Annotated in this window: 13 protein-coding genes; 8 read left to right on the forward strand and 5 right to left on the reverse strand. The window is 74.0% G+C overall.

Going from position 1 to position 15,568, the window contains the following annotated elements; translation table 11 throughout:
* Nucleotides 1–367 precede the first annotated feature (367 nt).
* Entirely contained in the window at nucleotides 368–1,015 is a 648-nt protein-coding gene (locus tag ABFY07_RS05250) for a TetR family transcriptional regulator (protein ID WP_065963199.1), read from the forward strand.
* A gap of 768 nt (nucleotides 1,016–1,783) precedes the next feature.
* On the opposite strand, the gene ABFY07_RS05255 is transcribed toward ABFY07_RS05250, so the two are convergent.
* Both ABFY07_RS05255 and ABFY07_RS05260 read right to left on the reverse strand, forming a co-directional pair.
* Nucleotides 1,784–2,281 (reverse strand): nitroreductase family deazaflavin-dependent oxidoreductase, encoded by a 498-nt coding sequence (locus tag ABFY07_RS05255; RefSeq protein WP_346173308.1) that lies wholly within the window; start codon nucleotides 2,279–2,281, stop codon nucleotides 1,784–1,786.
* Nucleotides 2,278–3,588, reverse strand: coding sequence for an acyl-CoA dehydrogenase family protein (locus ABFY07_RS05260; protein ID WP_346173309.1), 1,311 nt, complete (start codon nucleotides 3,586–3,588; stop codon nucleotides 2,278–2,280). Before ABFY07_RS05260 ends, ABFY07_RS05255 begins: the two co-directional genes overlap by 4 nt.
* 132 nt (nucleotides 3,589–3,720) lie before the next feature.
* On the opposite strand from ABFY07_RS05260, the gene ABFY07_RS05265 reads away from it, so the two are divergent.
* The gene (locus ABFY07_RS05265; RefSeq protein WP_346173310.1) at nucleotides 3,721–4,902 is read left to right on the forward strand and encodes a thiolase C-terminal domain-containing protein; all 1,182 of its coding nucleotides are present in this window, start codon (nucleotides 3,721–3,723) and stop codon (nucleotides 4,900–4,902) included.
* A gap of 194 nt (nucleotides 4,903–5,096) precedes the next feature.
* Nucleotides 5,097–5,795 (forward strand): pyridoxine/pyridoxamine 5'-phosphate oxidase, encoded by a 699-nt coding sequence (locus ABFY07_RS05270; protein ID WP_346173311.1) that lies wholly within the window; start codon nucleotides 5,097–5,099, stop codon nucleotides 5,793–5,795.
* Between the two features lie 10 nt (nucleotides 5,796–5,805).
* Here the strand turns inward: ABFY07_RS05270 and ABFY07_RS05275 are convergent, their stop codons facing one another.
* On the reverse strand, nucleotides 5,806–6,294 hold the full coding sequence (locus tag ABFY07_RS05275; protein WP_346173312.1) for a Zn-ribbon domain-containing OB-fold protein: 489 nt from the start codon (nucleotides 6,292–6,294) through the stop codon (nucleotides 5,806–5,808).
* A gap of 277 nt (nucleotides 6,295–6,571) precedes the next feature.
* Between ABFY07_RS05275 and ABFY07_RS05280 the strand changes: the two genes are divergently transcribed.
* The 4 genes from ABFY07_RS05280 (at nucleotide 6,572) to ABFY07_RS05295 (ending at nucleotide 11,978) form a co-directional block, all read left to right on the forward strand.
* Nucleotides 6,572–7,726: a flavin-containing monooxygenase gene (locus ABFY07_RS05280; RefSeq protein ID WP_346173313.1), complete on the forward strand. Its 1,155-nt coding sequence runs from the start codon at nucleotides 6,572–6,574 to the stop codon at nucleotides 7,724–7,726.
* A gap of 203 nt (nucleotides 7,727–7,929) precedes the next feature.
* The gene (locus ABFY07_RS05285) at nucleotides 7,930–10,161 is read left to right on the forward strand and encodes an acetate--CoA ligase family protein (RefSeq protein ID WP_065963190.1); all 2,232 of its coding nucleotides are present in this window, start codon (nucleotides 7,930–7,932) and stop codon (nucleotides 10,159–10,161) included.
* Between the two features lie 61 nt (nucleotides 10,162–10,222).
* The gene (locus ABFY07_RS05290; RefSeq protein WP_346173314.1) at nucleotides 10,223–11,173 is read left to right on the forward strand and encodes an enoyl-CoA hydratase/isomerase family protein; all 951 of its coding nucleotides are present in this window, start codon (nucleotides 10,223–10,225) and stop codon (nucleotides 11,171–11,173) included.
* A gap of 145 nt (nucleotides 11,174–11,318) precedes the next feature.
* Nucleotides 11,319–11,978, forward strand: a complete 660-nt coding sequence (locus ABFY07_RS05295) for a flavin reductase family protein (protein WP_065963365.1) — start codon at nucleotides 11,319–11,321, stop codon at nucleotides 11,976–11,978.
* Here the strand turns inward: ABFY07_RS05295 and ABFY07_RS05300 are convergent.
* On the reverse strand, nucleotides 11,975–13,348 hold the full coding sequence (locus tag ABFY07_RS05300; RefSeq protein WP_428836856.1) for an MFS transporter: 1,374 nt from the start codon (nucleotides 13,346–13,348) through the stop codon (nucleotides 11,975–11,977). The genes ABFY07_RS05295 and ABFY07_RS05300 overlap by 4 nt on opposite strands.
* Before the next feature lie 150 nt (nucleotides 13,349–13,498).
* Here ABFY07_RS05300 and ABFY07_RS05305 point away from each other — a divergent pair, with 150 nt between their 5' ends.
* A complete protein-coding gene (locus ABFY07_RS05305) occupies nucleotides 13,499–14,512 on the forward strand; it encodes a GlxA family transcriptional regulator (RefSeq protein WP_346173316.1) in 1,014 nt (337 codons plus the stop codon).
* Here the strand turns inward: ABFY07_RS05305 and ABFY07_RS05310 are convergent.
* Nucleotides 14,502–15,551, reverse strand: a complete 1,050-nt coding sequence (locus tag ABFY07_RS05310; protein WP_346173317.1) for a Zn-dependent alcohol dehydrogenase — start codon at nucleotides 15,549–15,551, stop codon at nucleotides 14,502–14,504. The two genes, ABFY07_RS05305 and ABFY07_RS05310, sit on opposite strands and share 11 nt — an antisense overlap.
* Nucleotides 15,552–15,568: the final 17 nt, after the last annotated feature.

A 15,568-nucleotide genomic window follows, 5' to 3' on the forward strand; every position in this document is an offset into this window, starting at 1 on the left:
GACGAAAAGTACGCCCCGATTGTCCGCAAGCACCGGGAAACGCCCGTACGGCGCATATTCGGGGTGATTGAGCAGGCGCCCGCCGAGGGTGCGCGCCACAAGGGGCCCCAACGTCTATTTCAGGCCGTCCGACGATGCCCTTGAGTGACCTCGCCGTCACACTGTCCACCGAAGTTATCCACAGCCTGTTGATAATAGGCCCCGCTCGAACGGGTGAGCCGTGGATGGTTCGGCGGACGTCCTTCCGGGCGGGCCTTGATCGCTCGTTCTCGCTGATCAGCGCGGTACCGGGCGACCAGTGCGGGATGCGGGCCCCATTTGCACGCAGCCGAATCGCGCTTCGATCACCCCTCGGTAAGCTGACGTCATGACAGGACAAGTACGCACCGTCGACGGGCGGGTCGCCGGTCGCCGCGGGCAGGCGACGCGGCAGAAGCTGCTCGACTGCCTCGGCGAGATGCTCAGCACATCCCCGTACCGAGACGTCAAGGTCATCGACGTCGCCCGCAAGGCCGGCACCTCGCCCGCGACGTTCTACCAGTACTTCCCCGATGTCGAAGGCGCCGTCCTCGAGATCGCGGAGGAGATGGCGAAGGAGGGCGCGGGCCTGACCGATCTGGTCGCCGGGCGCTCATGGGCCGGGAAGTCGGGGGCCCAGGCGGCGGAGGAGATCGTCGAGGGCTTCCTCTCCTTCTGGCGCAAACATGACGCCACCCTGCGCGTGGTCGATCTCGGCGCGGCGGAGGGGGACAAGCGGTTCTACAAGATCCGCATGAAGATCCTCAACGCCGTGACCAATTCCCTGACCGACGCTGTCAAGGAACTCCAGGCGAAGGGCCGGTACGACAAGGACGTCAGCCCGGCGGCCGTCGCGGGCGCGATCGTCGCCATGCTGGCCGCGGTCGCCGGTCACCAGAAGGGCTTCCAGAGCTGGGGCGTCAAGCAGGCCGAGCTGAAGCCGGCCCTGACGCTGCTGGTCCACCTCGGTCTCACCGGCAGGAAGCCCCCCAAGTAACACGCATCACGCGCGCCGGCGTCGCGAGCGCCCGGGCCCACCCCTTCGGCCCCGTACCGCTCGCCCACCAGCGCGGGTCGGTCGGCTCCGCGGTTCCGCACGTCCTGTCACCCCCCACGGCGGAACCCGCGCCCCCCGGCGGACCACCGGGCACCCCCGAGTGGCCCGCCCCGACCTGCCTCCCGGAGCCGGCGCCCCGGGCCCGCCTCCTGGGCCCGCGTCCCCAGGTCCGCCTCCCTGGCCCGCACCCGCGCCCGCCTCCCTGGGCCCGCCTCCCGGGTCCGCACCCGGCACCCGGCACGGCGCTGCCGCGCGCAGCACCCCGCCACAGGCGCAGCAGCCCGCCACACGTGCACCACTCCCAGTCAGGCGCACACCACTCACTCGCCGGGTCGGCACCCGCACCCGTCGCTGCGCACACCACCTCTCCACTGCCCGCACCCGCGCCCCGCCGCGCTGGCGCACCACCTGACCACCGCTCCGCCTGCCGCGCTGCCATGGCGTCGCGGAATCCCGGAAGCCCCCCGCAGGCCACCTTCGCGCCGCTCCGTCAGCCGCCCCCATATCGCCCACCCGGCGCACCTCGCGGCACGGCCGCAGGCGACGCGGTGCGCCATACGCGCCTGCGCGCCGCCGAAGCGATCCGGCGCCGACGGCGCGCGTGTCACCCCGACCGCACCCGGTCGTCGGCCTCACGCGGTCACGCGGTTGCCAACCTCACACGGTCGCCAACCGCACGCGGTCACCCGCGTCACGCGGTCACCGCCCTCACGCCGTCACCCGCGTCAGGCGGAAGAGCCGGATCCGGCGCTCCACGCGCGCCTGGTACGCCGCGTAGGGCGGCCAGAAGTGGAGCGCCGCCGCCCAGGCCTCCTCGCGTTCCTCGCCCTCCAGCAGCCGCGCCCGGACCGCGATGTCGCGGCCCTTCCAGCTGATCTCGGCGTCCGGGTGGGCGAGCAGGTTGGCGGTCCATGCCGGGTGGCCCGGCCGGCCGAAGTTGCTGCCGATCAGGAGCCAGGTGCCGTCGCCCTCCGGCATGCAGGCCAGTGGGGTGCGCCGCGGCAGACCGCTTTTCGCGCCCGTCGTCGTCAGGATGACCCCCGGCAGCATCCGGGCGCTCAGCAGCACCTTGCCGCGTGTGAGCCGGTGCACGGCGCGGTCGAGCGCCGGGACGACGTGCGGCGCGACCTTGGCGAAGGCCCGGCCGGACGAGACCTTCTGGATCAGCCGGACCCCATGGCCCGGGCGCGCTTCCTCCGCCTTCACACCGTCACCGCCTTCCGGCCCAGGCGGCCGTCGATGGTCGCGCCGGACCCGTCCGGCTGCGCGAACAGGCCCTCCAGCTCGGCCGCGCGCGCCCGCAGCCGGTGCACGGGCCCGAAGAGCAGTTCGTCGGAGGCGGCCCGCTTGACGTAGAGGTGCGCGTCGTGTTCCCAGGTGAAACCGATGCCGCCGTGCAACTGCACCGCCGCGCCGGCCGCGGCGAGCTGCGCCTCGAGCGCCGTCGCGAGCGCGAGGCCGCTCGCGACGGCCGCCCCGGTGTCCGGACCCCGCCCGCTCACCGCCGCGGCGCTACCCGCGGCCCACGCCGCGTAGTACGCGGCCGACCGCGCCTCCTCCACCTTCACGTACACCTCGGCCAGCCGGTGCTTGACGGCCTGGAAGGACCCGATCGGCCGGCCGAACTGCTCGCGCGTCCGCACGTGCTCGACCGTCCGCCCCAGTGCGGCGTCCGCCGCGCCCACCGCCTCGGCGGCCAGCGCGGCCGCCGCCGTCGTGCCCAGCCGCGCCAGCGCATCCGCCGGCGCCACGCCGCCCCCCGCGCCCCCGCCCCCGCCGTCCGGAATTCCCAGCGGCCCGGCCGCTACGTCCCGCAGCTCGATCCGGCCCTGCGGCCGCGTCTCGTCCAGCGCGGTCAGCCTCGTACGGGCCAGGCCGGGCGCCCCGGCCCGTACGAGGAACAGCAGCGTCCGCCCGCGCGCATAGCCGCCCGTGCGCGCGGCGACGACCAGCAGCCCGGCGCTGTGCCCGTCGAGGACCTGGTCCACCTGCCCGTACAGCCGCCAGTTCCCCGCCTCACCACCACCCTTACCGCACTCCCGCGCCTGCACGCCCCCCGCGCGCCCGCCGCCCGCCCAGCCTCCGCCCCGGTCCCCGCCGGTCAGACCGAGCGCCCCGCCGAGCTCCGCGCCGGGCACCGCAAGCGCCGCCGTCAGCCCTCCGTCCGCGATGCGCGGCAGCAGCGCTGCGCGCTGCGAGCCCGTACCGAGCCGGTCGACGAGGGGCGCGGCGAGCACCGCCGTGGCCGTGAGCGGGGACGGGAGGAGCGCGCGCCCGGCCTCCTCGCAGGCGAGGGCCAGTTCGGTGGGCCCGCAGCCGACGCCGCCGACCTCCGGGGGGAGGGCCAGGCCGGGCAGTCCGAGCTGCCGGGCGAGGAGGCGCCACAGGGCGGGGTCGTGGCCGGGCGCGGTGCGAACCGCCGCCTTGACCTCGTCGGGACCGCATCGCTCCCGCAGCAGTCCGCGCAGCGTACGGCGGATCCCGTCCTGTTCCTCGGTGAACGCGGCGTCCATCGGCAAGCACCTCCGCTACTGACGAGCCGTCATATTAAGAAGACGGTGCGCACTTTCCCACCCCGCACGCGGGTTCCCTTGCAATCCCGCACCCGATGCATCTGATGATGTATCTGATGTACCGTCAGATTTATGTCCGCAGCGAAGCGCAAGCGCGCCCGCAAGGTCGCCGTCGTCGGCGTCTCCCTCTCCGACTGCGGCCGCGTCGACGACGCGACCCCCTACGCCCTCCACGCCCAGGCCGCCCGCCGCGCCCTCGCCGACTCCGGGCTCGACCGGTCGGCCGTCGACGGCCTCGCGTCGGCCGGGCTGGGCACGCTGGCCCCCGTCGAGGTGGCCGAGTACCTCGGCCTGCGCCCCACCTGGACCGACTCCACGTCCGTCGGCGGCTCCACCTGGGAGGTCATGGCCGCCCACGCCGCGGACGCCATCGCCGCGGGCCACGCGAACGCCGTGCTCCTCGTCTACGGCTCCACCGCCCGCGCCGACATCCGCGCGGGCCGCCGCACCTCCAACCTGTCCTTCGGGGCGCGCGGACCGCTGCAGTTCGAGGTCCCGTACGGCCACACGCTGGTCGCCAAGTACGCGATGGCCGCGCGCCGCCATATGCACCAGTACGGCACGACCCTGGAGCAGCTCGCGGACGTCGCCGTACAGGCGCGCGCGAACGCCGCGCACAACCCGGACGCGATGTTCCGCACCCCGATCACGGTGGACGAGGTGCTGGACGGCCCGATGATCGCCGACCCCTTCACCAAACTCCACTGCTGCATCCGCTCCGACGGCGGCTGTGCCGTGCTGCTGGCGGGCGAGGAGTACGTGGCCGACACGGCGAAGCCCCCGGTGTGGGTGCTGGGCGCGGCCGCCGCGATCTCGCACACCACCATGTCCGAGTGGGAGGACTTCACGGTCTCGCCGGCCGCGGCCTCCGGGCGGCAGGCCTTCGAGCGGGCGGGGGTCGGGCCGTCGGACATCGATGTGGCAGAGCTCTACGACGCGTTCACCTATATGACGCTGGTGACCCTGGAGGACCTGGGCTTCTGCGCGAAGGGCGAGGGTGGGGCGTTCGTGGGCAAGGGGCGGCTGAGGCTGGACGGCGAGCTGCCGACGAACACGGACGGCGGCGGGCTCGCCGCCTGCCACCCCGGTATGCGCGGGCTGTTCCTGCTGGTCGAGGCCGTGCGGCAGCTACGCGGGGAGGCGGGCGATCGGCAGGTCCACAAGGCGGGCGGACGGCTGCCGGAGCTGGCCGTGGCCTCGGGGACGGGCGGCTGGTTCTGCTCGTCGGGGACGGTGGTGCTCGGACGCGGCTGAGGGGGCCGGGCACGGCAGAGGGGAACGGGCACGACTGACAGGGCCGGGCACGAATGAGGGGGTCGGGGCGGCCCAGGTGGTCGGGCGCGACCGAGGCGGTCGGACACGGCTGACCTTCGGCCGTACGGGCGGCGCACCCTGTGCCACCCTGCTCACCTGTGCATCCGGCACGAGTGAGGAGGCAGGGCGACCCGATGGGTGGAACCGACGACAAGGCCGCCGAGGATTTCCGCGCGCTGCTGCGCGGACTGCGCGTGCGCGAGAGCGGCGAGCTGCCCGCCTTCGACCCCGCGACCGCACCCCGCGAGCCGCTGCCGCTGTTCCGGCGGTGGCTGCGCGAGGCCGCCGAGGCGGGCGTCCCTGGCCCGCACACCATGATGCTGGCCACCGCCGACACGGAGGGCCGCCCGTCCGTGCGTACGGTGATGCTGCACGACGCCGACGAGCAGGGCTGGCACTTCGGCACCCACCGCACCAGCCGCAAGGGCCGCGAGCTGGCCGCCCGCCCGTACGCGGCGCTGGGCTTCCACTGGACCGAGCAGGGACGGCAGGTGCGGATCGGCGGGCGGGTCACGGCGGCCGGCCCCGGGGAGAGCGCGGCGGATCTGCGCGGGCGCTCACCGGCGGCGCTGACCGCCGCGCTGGCCGGGGCCGGGCGGCAGAGCGAGGTCCTGGGCTCGCACGAGGAGCTGGTGCGCGCCTTCGAGGCGGCACGTGAGCGGGTGGAACGGGAGCCGGACGCGACGGCGCCGAGCTGGACCCTGTACGTCCTGGCCGCGGACGAGGTCGAGTTCTACCAGGAGGAGGAGCGGCGGCGACACGTACGGTTGCGCTACCGACGCGCGGGGGAGGGCGAAGGCGGCGGATGGCGGCGGGAGTTGCTGTGGCCGTGATGACCCGGGGTCAGGGGGCGGGCCGGAAGACGGGGACGGCCGGGGCGTCCTTGGCCAGGGCGTCCACGTCCGGGGCGTCCTCGGCCAGGGCGTCCACGTCCGGGGCGTCCTCGGCCAGGGTGCGGAAGTCCACGCGCAGCTCCATGCCCACGCGCAGGTCCTGACCGGTGCACCCCACCAGCTCGGTCATCATGCGCGGCCCCTCCGCGAGTTCCACGACGGCGGCGATGTACGGGCCGCGGGCGCCGAACGGCGGCAGGTCGTTGCGGTGCACCACAGACCACGTGTAGAGGGTCGCGCGACCGCTCGCCCGCTCCCAGCCGACGCTCTCGCTCCAGCACCGGGGACAGAACTCGCGGGGGTAGTGGTGGGCCAGCCCGCAGTCCGCGCAGCGGCGGATCAGCAGGTGGCCCCGGGCGGCGGCGTCCCAGTAGGGGCGGGTGAAGCCGTCGATCTCGGGCAGGTCGAAGCGCGGGGCGCCCGCGGGGCGCGCGCTCACAGGAACAGCCCCCCGGCCTCCGGCGCATTGTGCCGCCGGCTCTCCAGCCACCACAGGCCGAGCCAGATCGTACGCACCGCTCCCCCTCTCGTCCGCCGAAACCACCTACCGCCAACCGCCAACCACGCTGTCTGACGGTATGTCAGTTCACCGGATGAACGCCGGGGAGCGCAAGGGGTCGCCCCAGAGGCCGCACGGCGCGGGCCGTGACCGATCCGCAATCGATTCGGAATCGATTTGACGGAAACCTGTCATTTTCCTCACTACGCTCACGCCCATGGCCGAGACCTTCCCCGAGCACTCCTCCCCCGTGTACGTGATCGGCGCCGGGCCGGGCGGGCTCGCCACCGCGGCGGCCCTGCACCGGCGCGGCATCCGAACCGTGGTCCTGGAGAAGTCGGACGCGGTCGCCGCCTCCTGGCGCGCCCATTACGACCGGCTGCACCTGCACACCACACGCCGGATGTCCGCCCTCCCCGGGCTCGCGATCCCGCGCGCCTACGGGCGATGGGTCGCCCGCGACGACGTGGTGCGCTATCTGGAGCAGTACGTCGAGCACCACCGGCTGGAGATCGTCACGGGGGTCGAGGTCTCGCGGATCGACCGGGCGCCGGACGGCGCGGGCTGGGTGCTGCGGGCCACCGGCGGGCGCACGCCCACCTCGCCCGTCGTGGTCGTGGCCACCGGCTACAACCACACCCCGCGCGTGCCCGACTGGCCGGGCCGGGACACCTTCACCGGCGAGCTGCTGCACGCGAGCCGCTACCGCAACGCCGACCCGTACCGGGGCCAGGACGTCCTGGTCGTCGGCGTCGGCAACACGGGCGCCGAGATCGCGGTCGACCTCGTGGAGGGCGGCGCGGCCCGGGTGCGGCTGGCGGTGCGCACCGCCCCGCACATCCTGCGGCGCTCGACGGCGGGCTGGCCCACGCAGGCCTCCGGCATCCTGGTGCGGCGGCTCCCGGCGCCCCTGGTGGACCGGGCCGCCCGGGCGATGTGCCGGCTCACCATGCCGGACCTGAGCGAGCGCGGGCTGCCCTGGCCGGAGACCGGCCTGTACACACGGGTGCGCCAAGGCGCGATACCGGTGCAGGACGTCGGGCTCATCGACGCGGTCCGGACGGGAAAGGTGGAGGTGGTGGCGGCGGTCGAGTCCTTCGAGCAGGACAAGGTGGCGCTGGCCGACGGCTCCCGCGTCGGCCCCGACACCGTGATCGCGGCGACCGGCTACCGGCGCGGCCTGGAGGACCTGGTCGGCCACCTGGACGTGCTCGACGGGCAGGGCAAACCGCTGGCCCACGGCCCGCGCACGGTCCCCTCCGCCCCGGGACTGCACTTCACGGGCTATACGAACCCGATCAGCGGCATGCTCCGCGAGCTCGCCATCGACGCGCGCAAAATCGCCAGGGCCGTCGACCGCACAACGGCGTGATATCACCGCCCCCGCCCGGCGTGACCCCCGAATCCGCCGGGCACCATCACCTCACCGCCCCGAGGGCGGCCCTCGTCACCTGTGTTTGGTCCACGCACCCCCATTCCTGACATGGCGTCAGTTCCGTTAATCTGACTCCCGAGTAATCTGACTCGACGTCAGTTATCTGGCTTGTCGCCAACGAGCAGGAGTGGCGGATACCGATGCTTGGATCGACTCACGGCACCCTCACCACCAACTCCCGTCACGCCCGTGTCGCCGCCTGCGGCCGGCCTCCCGGCCCCGCCGTCCATGTCCACGGCAGGTCGGCGGCCGTCGAGGACGTGGACGTCAGCGGCCGCCCGCTGCACTCCACCGTCCCCGATCTCGACCGCTTCTTCCGCCCCGAGTCGGTGGCCGTCATCGGTGCCTCCGACGCCGAGGGGCGCCCCAACTCCGGCATCACCCGGCAGCTGATCGCCTGGGCCGAGCGCGTCGGCGCACGCCTGCACCCCGTGCATCCCTCCCGTCCTGCCGTCTTCGGCCTCCCCTGCGTCCCGTCCGTGGCCGACCTGCCCGAACCGGTCGACCTCGCCGTCCTCCTCGTCCGCGACCCCCTCCCCCTCGTCGAGGAGCTCGCCTCCGCCAAGGTCAAGTTCGCGGTCGCCTTCGCCTCCGGATTCGCCGAGACCGGCGCCGAGGGCGCCGCCGCCCAGGCCCGGCTGTCCGCCGCCGTACGGCGGGGCGGGCTGCGCCTCCTGGGCCCCAACACCAACCTCAACGCCTTCGAGGAGTTCCGCGAGGACCTGGAAGGCCCGGCGATCGCCCTCATCACCCAGTCCGGCCACCAGGGCCGCCCCGTCTTCACCCTCCAGGAGCTGGGCATCCGGCTCAGCCACTGGGCCCCCACCGGCAACGAGGCCGACCTGGAGACCGCCGACTTCATCTCCTACTTCGCCTCCCGGCCCGAGGTCGGCGCCATCGCGATGTACGTGGAAGGGCTCAAGGACGGGCGCAGCTTCCTGCTGGCCGCCGACCGCGCCGCCCGCGCCAAGGTGCCCGTCGTGGCCGTCAAGGTCGGCCGGACCGAGACCGGGGCCCGCACGGCCGCCTCCCACACCGGCAAGCTGACCGGCTCGGACACGGTCGTGGACGCGGCCATGCGGCAGTTCGGCGTGATCCGGGTCGACGGCCTCGACGAGCTGCAGGACACGGCCGCGCTGCTGGCCCGGGCCCGGCCGCCGCGCGCCGAGGGCGTCGTGGTCTATTCGATCTCCGGGGGCACCGGCGCCCACTTCTCCGACCTCGCGACCGCCGCCGGGCTTCCGCTGCCCACGCTCTCCCCCGAGAAGCAGGCCGAACTCCACCAGTGGATACCCGGGGACCTCAGCGTCGCCAACCCGGTCGACAACGGCGGCCACCCCGTCGGCGACTGGCGCGGCCGGAAGATCATCGACGCCATCCTCGCCGACCCGTCCGTCGGCGTGCTGATCTGTCCCATCACCGGGCCGTTTCCCCCGATGAGCGACAAGCTGGCGCAGGACCTGGTGGACGCGGCGGAGCACACGGACAAGCTGGTGTGCGTGGTGTGGGGCTCGCCGGTCGGCACCGAGCCCGCCTACCGCACCACCCTGCTCGGCTCCTCCCGCGTCGCCACCTTCCGGACCTTCGCCAACTGCATCACCGCCGTCCGCGCCTATCTGGACCACCACCGCTTCACGGCGAGCTACCGCTCCCCCTTCGACGACGCCCCCCGCACCCCCTCCCCCTCGGTCCGCAAGGCCCAGGCACTGCTGCGCCCTGGCGAGCGGCTGAGCGAGCACGCCGCGAAGCAGCTGCTGCGGGCGTACGGCATCCGGGTGCCGCGCGAACAGCTGGTGACCAGCGCGGCGGCGGCCGTCCGCGCCGCCGGCCTGGTCGGCTATCCGGTCGTCATGAAGGCCTCCGCCCCGCAGCTCGCCCACAAGACCGAACTGGGCCTGGTCAGGCTCGGTCTCACCTCCGCGAGCCAGGTCCGCGACACCTATCGCGACCTCACCGACATCGCCCGCTACGAAGGCGTCGAGCTGGACGGCGTGCTGGTCTGCCAGATGGTCGAACGCGGGGTGGAGATGGTCGTCGGCGTCACGCACGACAGCCTCTTCGGGCCGACCGTCACCGTCGGTCTCGGCGGCGTGCTCGTCGAGGTGCTGCGGGATACGGCCGTCCGCGTGCCGCCCTTCGGCGAGGACCAGGCGCGCGCGATGCTCACCGAACTGCGCGGCCGCGCCCTGCTGGACGGCGTGCGCGGCATGCCGCCCGCCGATGTGGACGCCCTGGTCGAGGTCGTCCTCCGCGTCCAGCGGATGGCCCTGGAGCTCGGGGACGACCTCGCCGAACTCGACGTCAACCCCTTGATGGTGCTGCCCCGGGGCCAGGGCGCGGTGGCCCTCGACGCGCTGGCCGTGTGCCGCTGAGACGCAGCCCGGCCCGCGCGCCCGGACCACCATCCGAGCCCCTGCCCAAGGGAATTCACCCATGACGTCCTCCCCCGAAGAATCACCTGAGTCCGTTGTACGGCACGCCACTGACAACGGAGTGGCCTGGATCACCCTGAACCGCCCGGCCGCGATGAATGCCATCACCCCTGACCAGCGCGAACGCCTGATTTCCCGCTTCGACGACGCCTCCGCCGACCCGGCGGTCGGGGCCGTCGTGCTCACCGCCACCGGCAAGGGCTTCTGCGCGGGCGCCGACCTGCGCGGCGGCGGCCGGCCGGCCCCGGGGACGGGCACGAACGCGGGCGCCAGCACGAGCGCCGGTGCCAGCGCAGACACCCGCACCGGCACCGGCACCGGCACGGACGCAGAAACCGGCACCGGCACGGACGCAGAAACCGGTGCCGGCACCGGCGGGCAGGAGCGGGTCGCCGGCGACGTGGCCCGGCTGATCCGGCGCGGGGCGCAGCGGCTGATCGCCGCCGTGCTGGACTGCGAGAAGCCGGTCGTCGCCGCCGTGAACGGGACCGCCGCCGGGCTCGGCGCCCATCTCGCCTTCGCCTGCGACCTGGTGCTCGCCGCGGAGTCGGCCCGGTTCATCGAGGTCTTCGTACGCCGCGGGCTGGTGCCCGACGGCGGCGGCGCCTACCTCCTCCCCCGCCTGGTGGGCCCGCAACGGGCGAAGGAGCTGATGTTCTTCGGCGACGCGCTGTCCGCCGCCGAGGCCGAGCGGATCGGCCTGATCAACCGGGTCGTCCCGGACGGCGATCTGGCCGGGACCGCCCGCGAGTGGGCCGAGCGCCTGGCCGGCGGCCCGACCCGGGCCATCGCCCTCACCAAACAGCTGGTGAACGAGTCGCTGGGGGCCGACCGCGCGGCCGCGTTCGCCGCCGAGGCGGCGGCCCAGGAAATCAACATGACCACGGCGGACGCGCGGGAGGGCGTCCGCGCCTTCACGGAGCGCCGCGCGCCCCGGTACCGGGGCCGCTGAAGCACACCGCTCCGGCGCCTACCCCCCAGGCGCCTCCGCCCCGGCATCCCCCGCTCAGGCATCCCCCGCCCCGGCATCCCCCGCTCCGGGGCTTCCTATCTGACGACACATCAGATTCAATGGAATCATGATGGGACACGCCGGTATGGCAGCCACCGCGGTCCGCTACCTGCGCTCGGTCGGCTCGCCGACCGCCGCCGCGCGGCACCCCGCCCCCCTGTCGCCCACCGACCCGGCGCCACCCCGCCCAGGCCGCCCCGCCCTGCGCGCCGTCGGCGCGGACGAGCGCCTTCCGCTGGATCCGGCGGAATTCCGGCGGGTCCTGGGCCACTTCGCGAGTGGCGTCACGGTCATCGCGGCCGTCGACGAGGCGGGCCCGACCGGGTTCGCCTGCCAGTCCTTCTCCTCGCTCTCCCTCGACCCGCCGCTGGTCGCCTTCATGGTCGCCCGCACTTCCACGACCTGGCCGCGCATCGCCCGCGCCGGGGTCTTCTGCGTCAACGTCCTGGGGGCGGGCCAGGGCGAGCTGTGCCGTGGCTTCGCGGTGAGCGGCTCCCGGCGGCCGGACAAGTTCGCGGGCGTCCCCTATCGGCCGTCCCCGGTGACCGGCTCGCCGCGGCTCGCCGGCGTCCCGGCGTGGATCGACTGCACGGTCCACGCCGTGCACACCGGCGGCGACCACCTCGTGGTCGTGGGCCGCGTCCGCGCCCTCGGCACGGACGACCTCGCCGCCCGGTCCGGCCCCCTCCTCTTCCACCGCGGCGAATTCGCCTCCCTGGCCCCCCGCGACCAGGCCGAGAGCTAGGCGACCCGGGGGACTTCCTCCCGCTCCCGCCGGATCACCAGGGCCATCAGGGCGGCCATCGCGCACAGCGCGCCCGCCCCGTACCAGACCATGTCGTACGACCCGAAGGCGTCCCGCACCACCCCGCCGACGAAGGCCACCAGCCCCGCGCCCACCTGGTGGGAGGCCAGCACCCACCCGAAGACGATCGCGCTGTCCTCGCCGTAGTGCTCGCGGCACAGGGCGATGGTGGGCGGCACGGTCGCGACCCAGTCGAGTCCGTAGAAGACGATGAAGAAGATCATCGGGGGGCGCACGCTGTCCGCCAGCAGGAGCGGCAGGAACATCAGCGACAGCCCGCGCAGCGCGTAATAGACGGCGAGCAGCCGCCGCGCGTCGAAGCGGTCGGTGAGCCAGCCGGAGGCCACCGTGCCCACGATGTCGAAGATCCCGATGACCGCGAGCAGGCTCGCGGCGACCGTCACCGGCATGTGGTGGTCGTGCGCGGCGGGCACGAAGTGGGTCTTGACCAGGCCGTTGGTGGAGGCGCCGCAGATCGCGAAGGTCCCGGCCAGCAGCCAGAACGGTCCGGTGCGCGCGGCCGAGACCAGGGCGGTGATCGTCCTTCGGGCCGCACCCCGCCGCGGGGCGGGCTTCGGGGTGGGCGGCCCCTCGGCCCCGTACGCGGCCAGGCCCACATCGGCCGGGTGGTCGCGCAGCAGCAGCCAGACAAAGGGCACGACGGCGAACGCGGCGACCGCCACCGTGACCGCGGCCGGGCGCCAGTGGTGGTGCTCCACGATCCACGACAGGGCCGGCAGGAACACCAGCTGGCCAGAGGCACCTCCCGCCGTGAGGATGCCGGTGACCAGGCCGCGCCGCTGGACGAACCACCGGTTGGTGACGGTCGCGGCGAAGGCCAGCGCCATGGAGCCGCTGCCGATGCCCACGAGGACGCCCCAGCAGAGGACGAGTTGCCAGGCGGCGGTCATGAAGACCGTGAGCGCCGCGCCCGCGGCGATCACCGTGAGCGCGCAGGCGACGACCTTACGGATGCCGAAGCGGTCCATAAGGGCGGCGGCGAAGGGAGCGGTGAGCCCATAGAGCGCGAGATTCACGGATACCGCGAACCCGATCAGCCCCCGTGACCAGCCGAATTCCTCGTGCAGGGGGTCGATCAGCAGACCGGGCAGCGAGGCGAAGCCGGCCGCGCCGACGATCGTCACAAAGGTGACGGCGGCCACCCACCACGCCCGGTGGATCCTCGGCTGCCGCCGGGGTGGAACGGGCCGCTCGTCCTGTCCGGGAGTCCCTGGAAGTTCGGTTGTCTGTGTCACCGGATCAGCATCGGGGCCCCGCCCGGTCCGTACGAGTGGCCCGAGGGACAGCATTCGCTAGGATCGGGCCACGACATTCCCCAGGCCAGCCGTGGAGGCCCGATGCCCGAGGCCCGCCGAAAGCCCGGCGCAGCCCGAAAGCCCGCCGCTGCGGACCCCGCGCCCGGGAAACCGGCGCCCGGGAAGCCCGCGCCCGCGGAGTCCGTGTCCGGGAAGCCCGCGGGGCGCCATCGCGTCGCCGTGTTCGTCCTGCCCGGCGTGATCCCCTTCGAGCTGGGCATCCCTTTCCGGATCTTCGGCAAGGCCCGCTCCGAGGGGCGCCGGCTCTACGAGGTGTTCAGCTGCACGCTCCGGCCCGGAGAGGTGCCGACGGACGCCGACTTCCCGATCGTCGTCGAGCAGGGCCCCGAGGCGCTGGCCGGTGCCGACACCATCGTCGTGCCCGCCTCCTACGAACTGGGGCCGGTCCATACGGAGGGCAGGCTCACCCCCGAGCTCGCCGCCGCGCTGGCCCACGCCCGGCCCGGCGTCCGCTGGATCTCCATCTGCACCGGCGGCTATGTGCTCGCGGCCGCCGGGCTGCTCGACGGCCGCCCCGCCACCACCCACTGGCACAGCGTCGCCCACTTCCGGGAGCTCTTCCCGTCCATCGCGGTCGACCCGGACGTGCTGTTCGTCGACGACGGCGACGTGCTCACCTCCGCGGGCGTCGCCTCGGGCATCGACCTGTGCCTGCACGTGGTGCGGCGCGATCACGGCGCGACCGTCGCCAACGAGGTCGCCCGGCGCAGCCTGGTGCCGCCGTACCGCGACGGCGGCCAGGCGCAGTACATCGAGCGCCCGCTCCCCGAGCCGCAGCAGGCGACCACGACGGCGGCCCGCGCCTGGGCCCTGAGCCGCCTGGAGCACCCCATCTCGCTGCGCGAACTGGCCGACCAGGAGTCGATGAGCGTACGGACCTTCACCCGCCGCTTCCGCGAGGAGGTCGGGATCAGCCCCGGGCAGTGGCTCGTCCAGCAGCGCGTGGAGCGGGCCAGGCACCTGCTGGAGCGCACCGACCTGTCGGTGGACCAGGTGGCGCGGGACGCGGGCTTCGGCACGGCCGCGTCGATGCGGCAGCACCTGCAGGCGGCACTCGGCGTCTCCCCCACCGCCTACCGGCGCACCTTCCGTGTCACGGCCGGCATCTGCGTCGACGGGCAGCCCGTCAGAACGTGAGCACGGCCCGGGCCACCCGGCCCGCCCGCGCGTCGTCGGCGGCCTTCGGGAAGTCCTCGGCGGGGTAGGTGCGGGTGACCAGTTCGTCCAGCAGCAGTCGGCCCCGGCGGTAGAGGTCGGCGTACAGGGCGATGTCGCGCTGCGGCCGGGCCGAGCCGTAGCGGCAGCCCAGGATCGCCTTGTCCAGATACAAGGAGGAGACGAGGAAGGACGCTTCGGCGTCGGCGGGCGGCACGCCGAGCAGCACCGCCTGGCCGTGCCGGTCGAGCAGGTCCACGGCCTCGCGGATGAGCCGGGTGCTACCGACGCACTCGAAGGCGTGGTCGGCGCCCGAGGGCAGGACCTCCCGCGCGGCGGCCGCCGAGGAGACGAAGTGCGTGGCGCCGAACTCCCTGGCCAGGGACTCCTTCGCGGGATTGGAGTCGACGGCGACGATCGGCGCGGCCCCGGCGATCCTGGCGCCCTGCAGCACATTGAGCCCGATTCCGCCGGTGCCGATGACGACGACCGACTCGCCGCGGTCGACCCGGGCGCGGTTGAACACGGCGCCGACGCCGGTGAGGACGCCGCAGCCGATGAGGGCGGCCGAGGTGAGCGGGAGGTCCTCGGGGATTTTGACGGCCTGCACCGCCTTGACCAGCGTCCGCTCGGCGAAGGCGGAGTTCGAGGCGAAGTTGAACAGCGGCCGCCCGCCGCGGGTGAACGGCCGGCCGGGCCTGCCGATCGCCTTGCGGCACATGGTGGGGCGGCCGCGGTGGCAGTCTGCGCAGGTCCCGCAGTTGGCGATGGTGGACAGGGCGACATGGTCGCCGGGGGCGACGTGGGTGACGCCGGAGCCGACCGCCGCCACCGTGCCCGCGCCCTCGTGGCCGAGCACGACGGGCACGGGGAAGGGGATCGTGCCGTCGAGGACGGACAGGTCGCTGTGGCACAGCCCGGCGGCGGCGACGGAGACCAGCACCTCCCCGGGGCCGGGCTCCCGGATCTCCAGGTCGTCGACCACCCGTGGCTCGGTGCCGTCGAAGATGACGCCTCTCATCACCGCTTCACACTCCC

The organism is Streptomyces sparsogenes subsp. cuspidosporus, from assembly GCF_039532705.1.
Lineage (GTDB): Bacteria > Actinomycetota > Actinomycetes > Streptomycetales > Streptomycetaceae > Streptomyces > Streptomyces sparsogenes.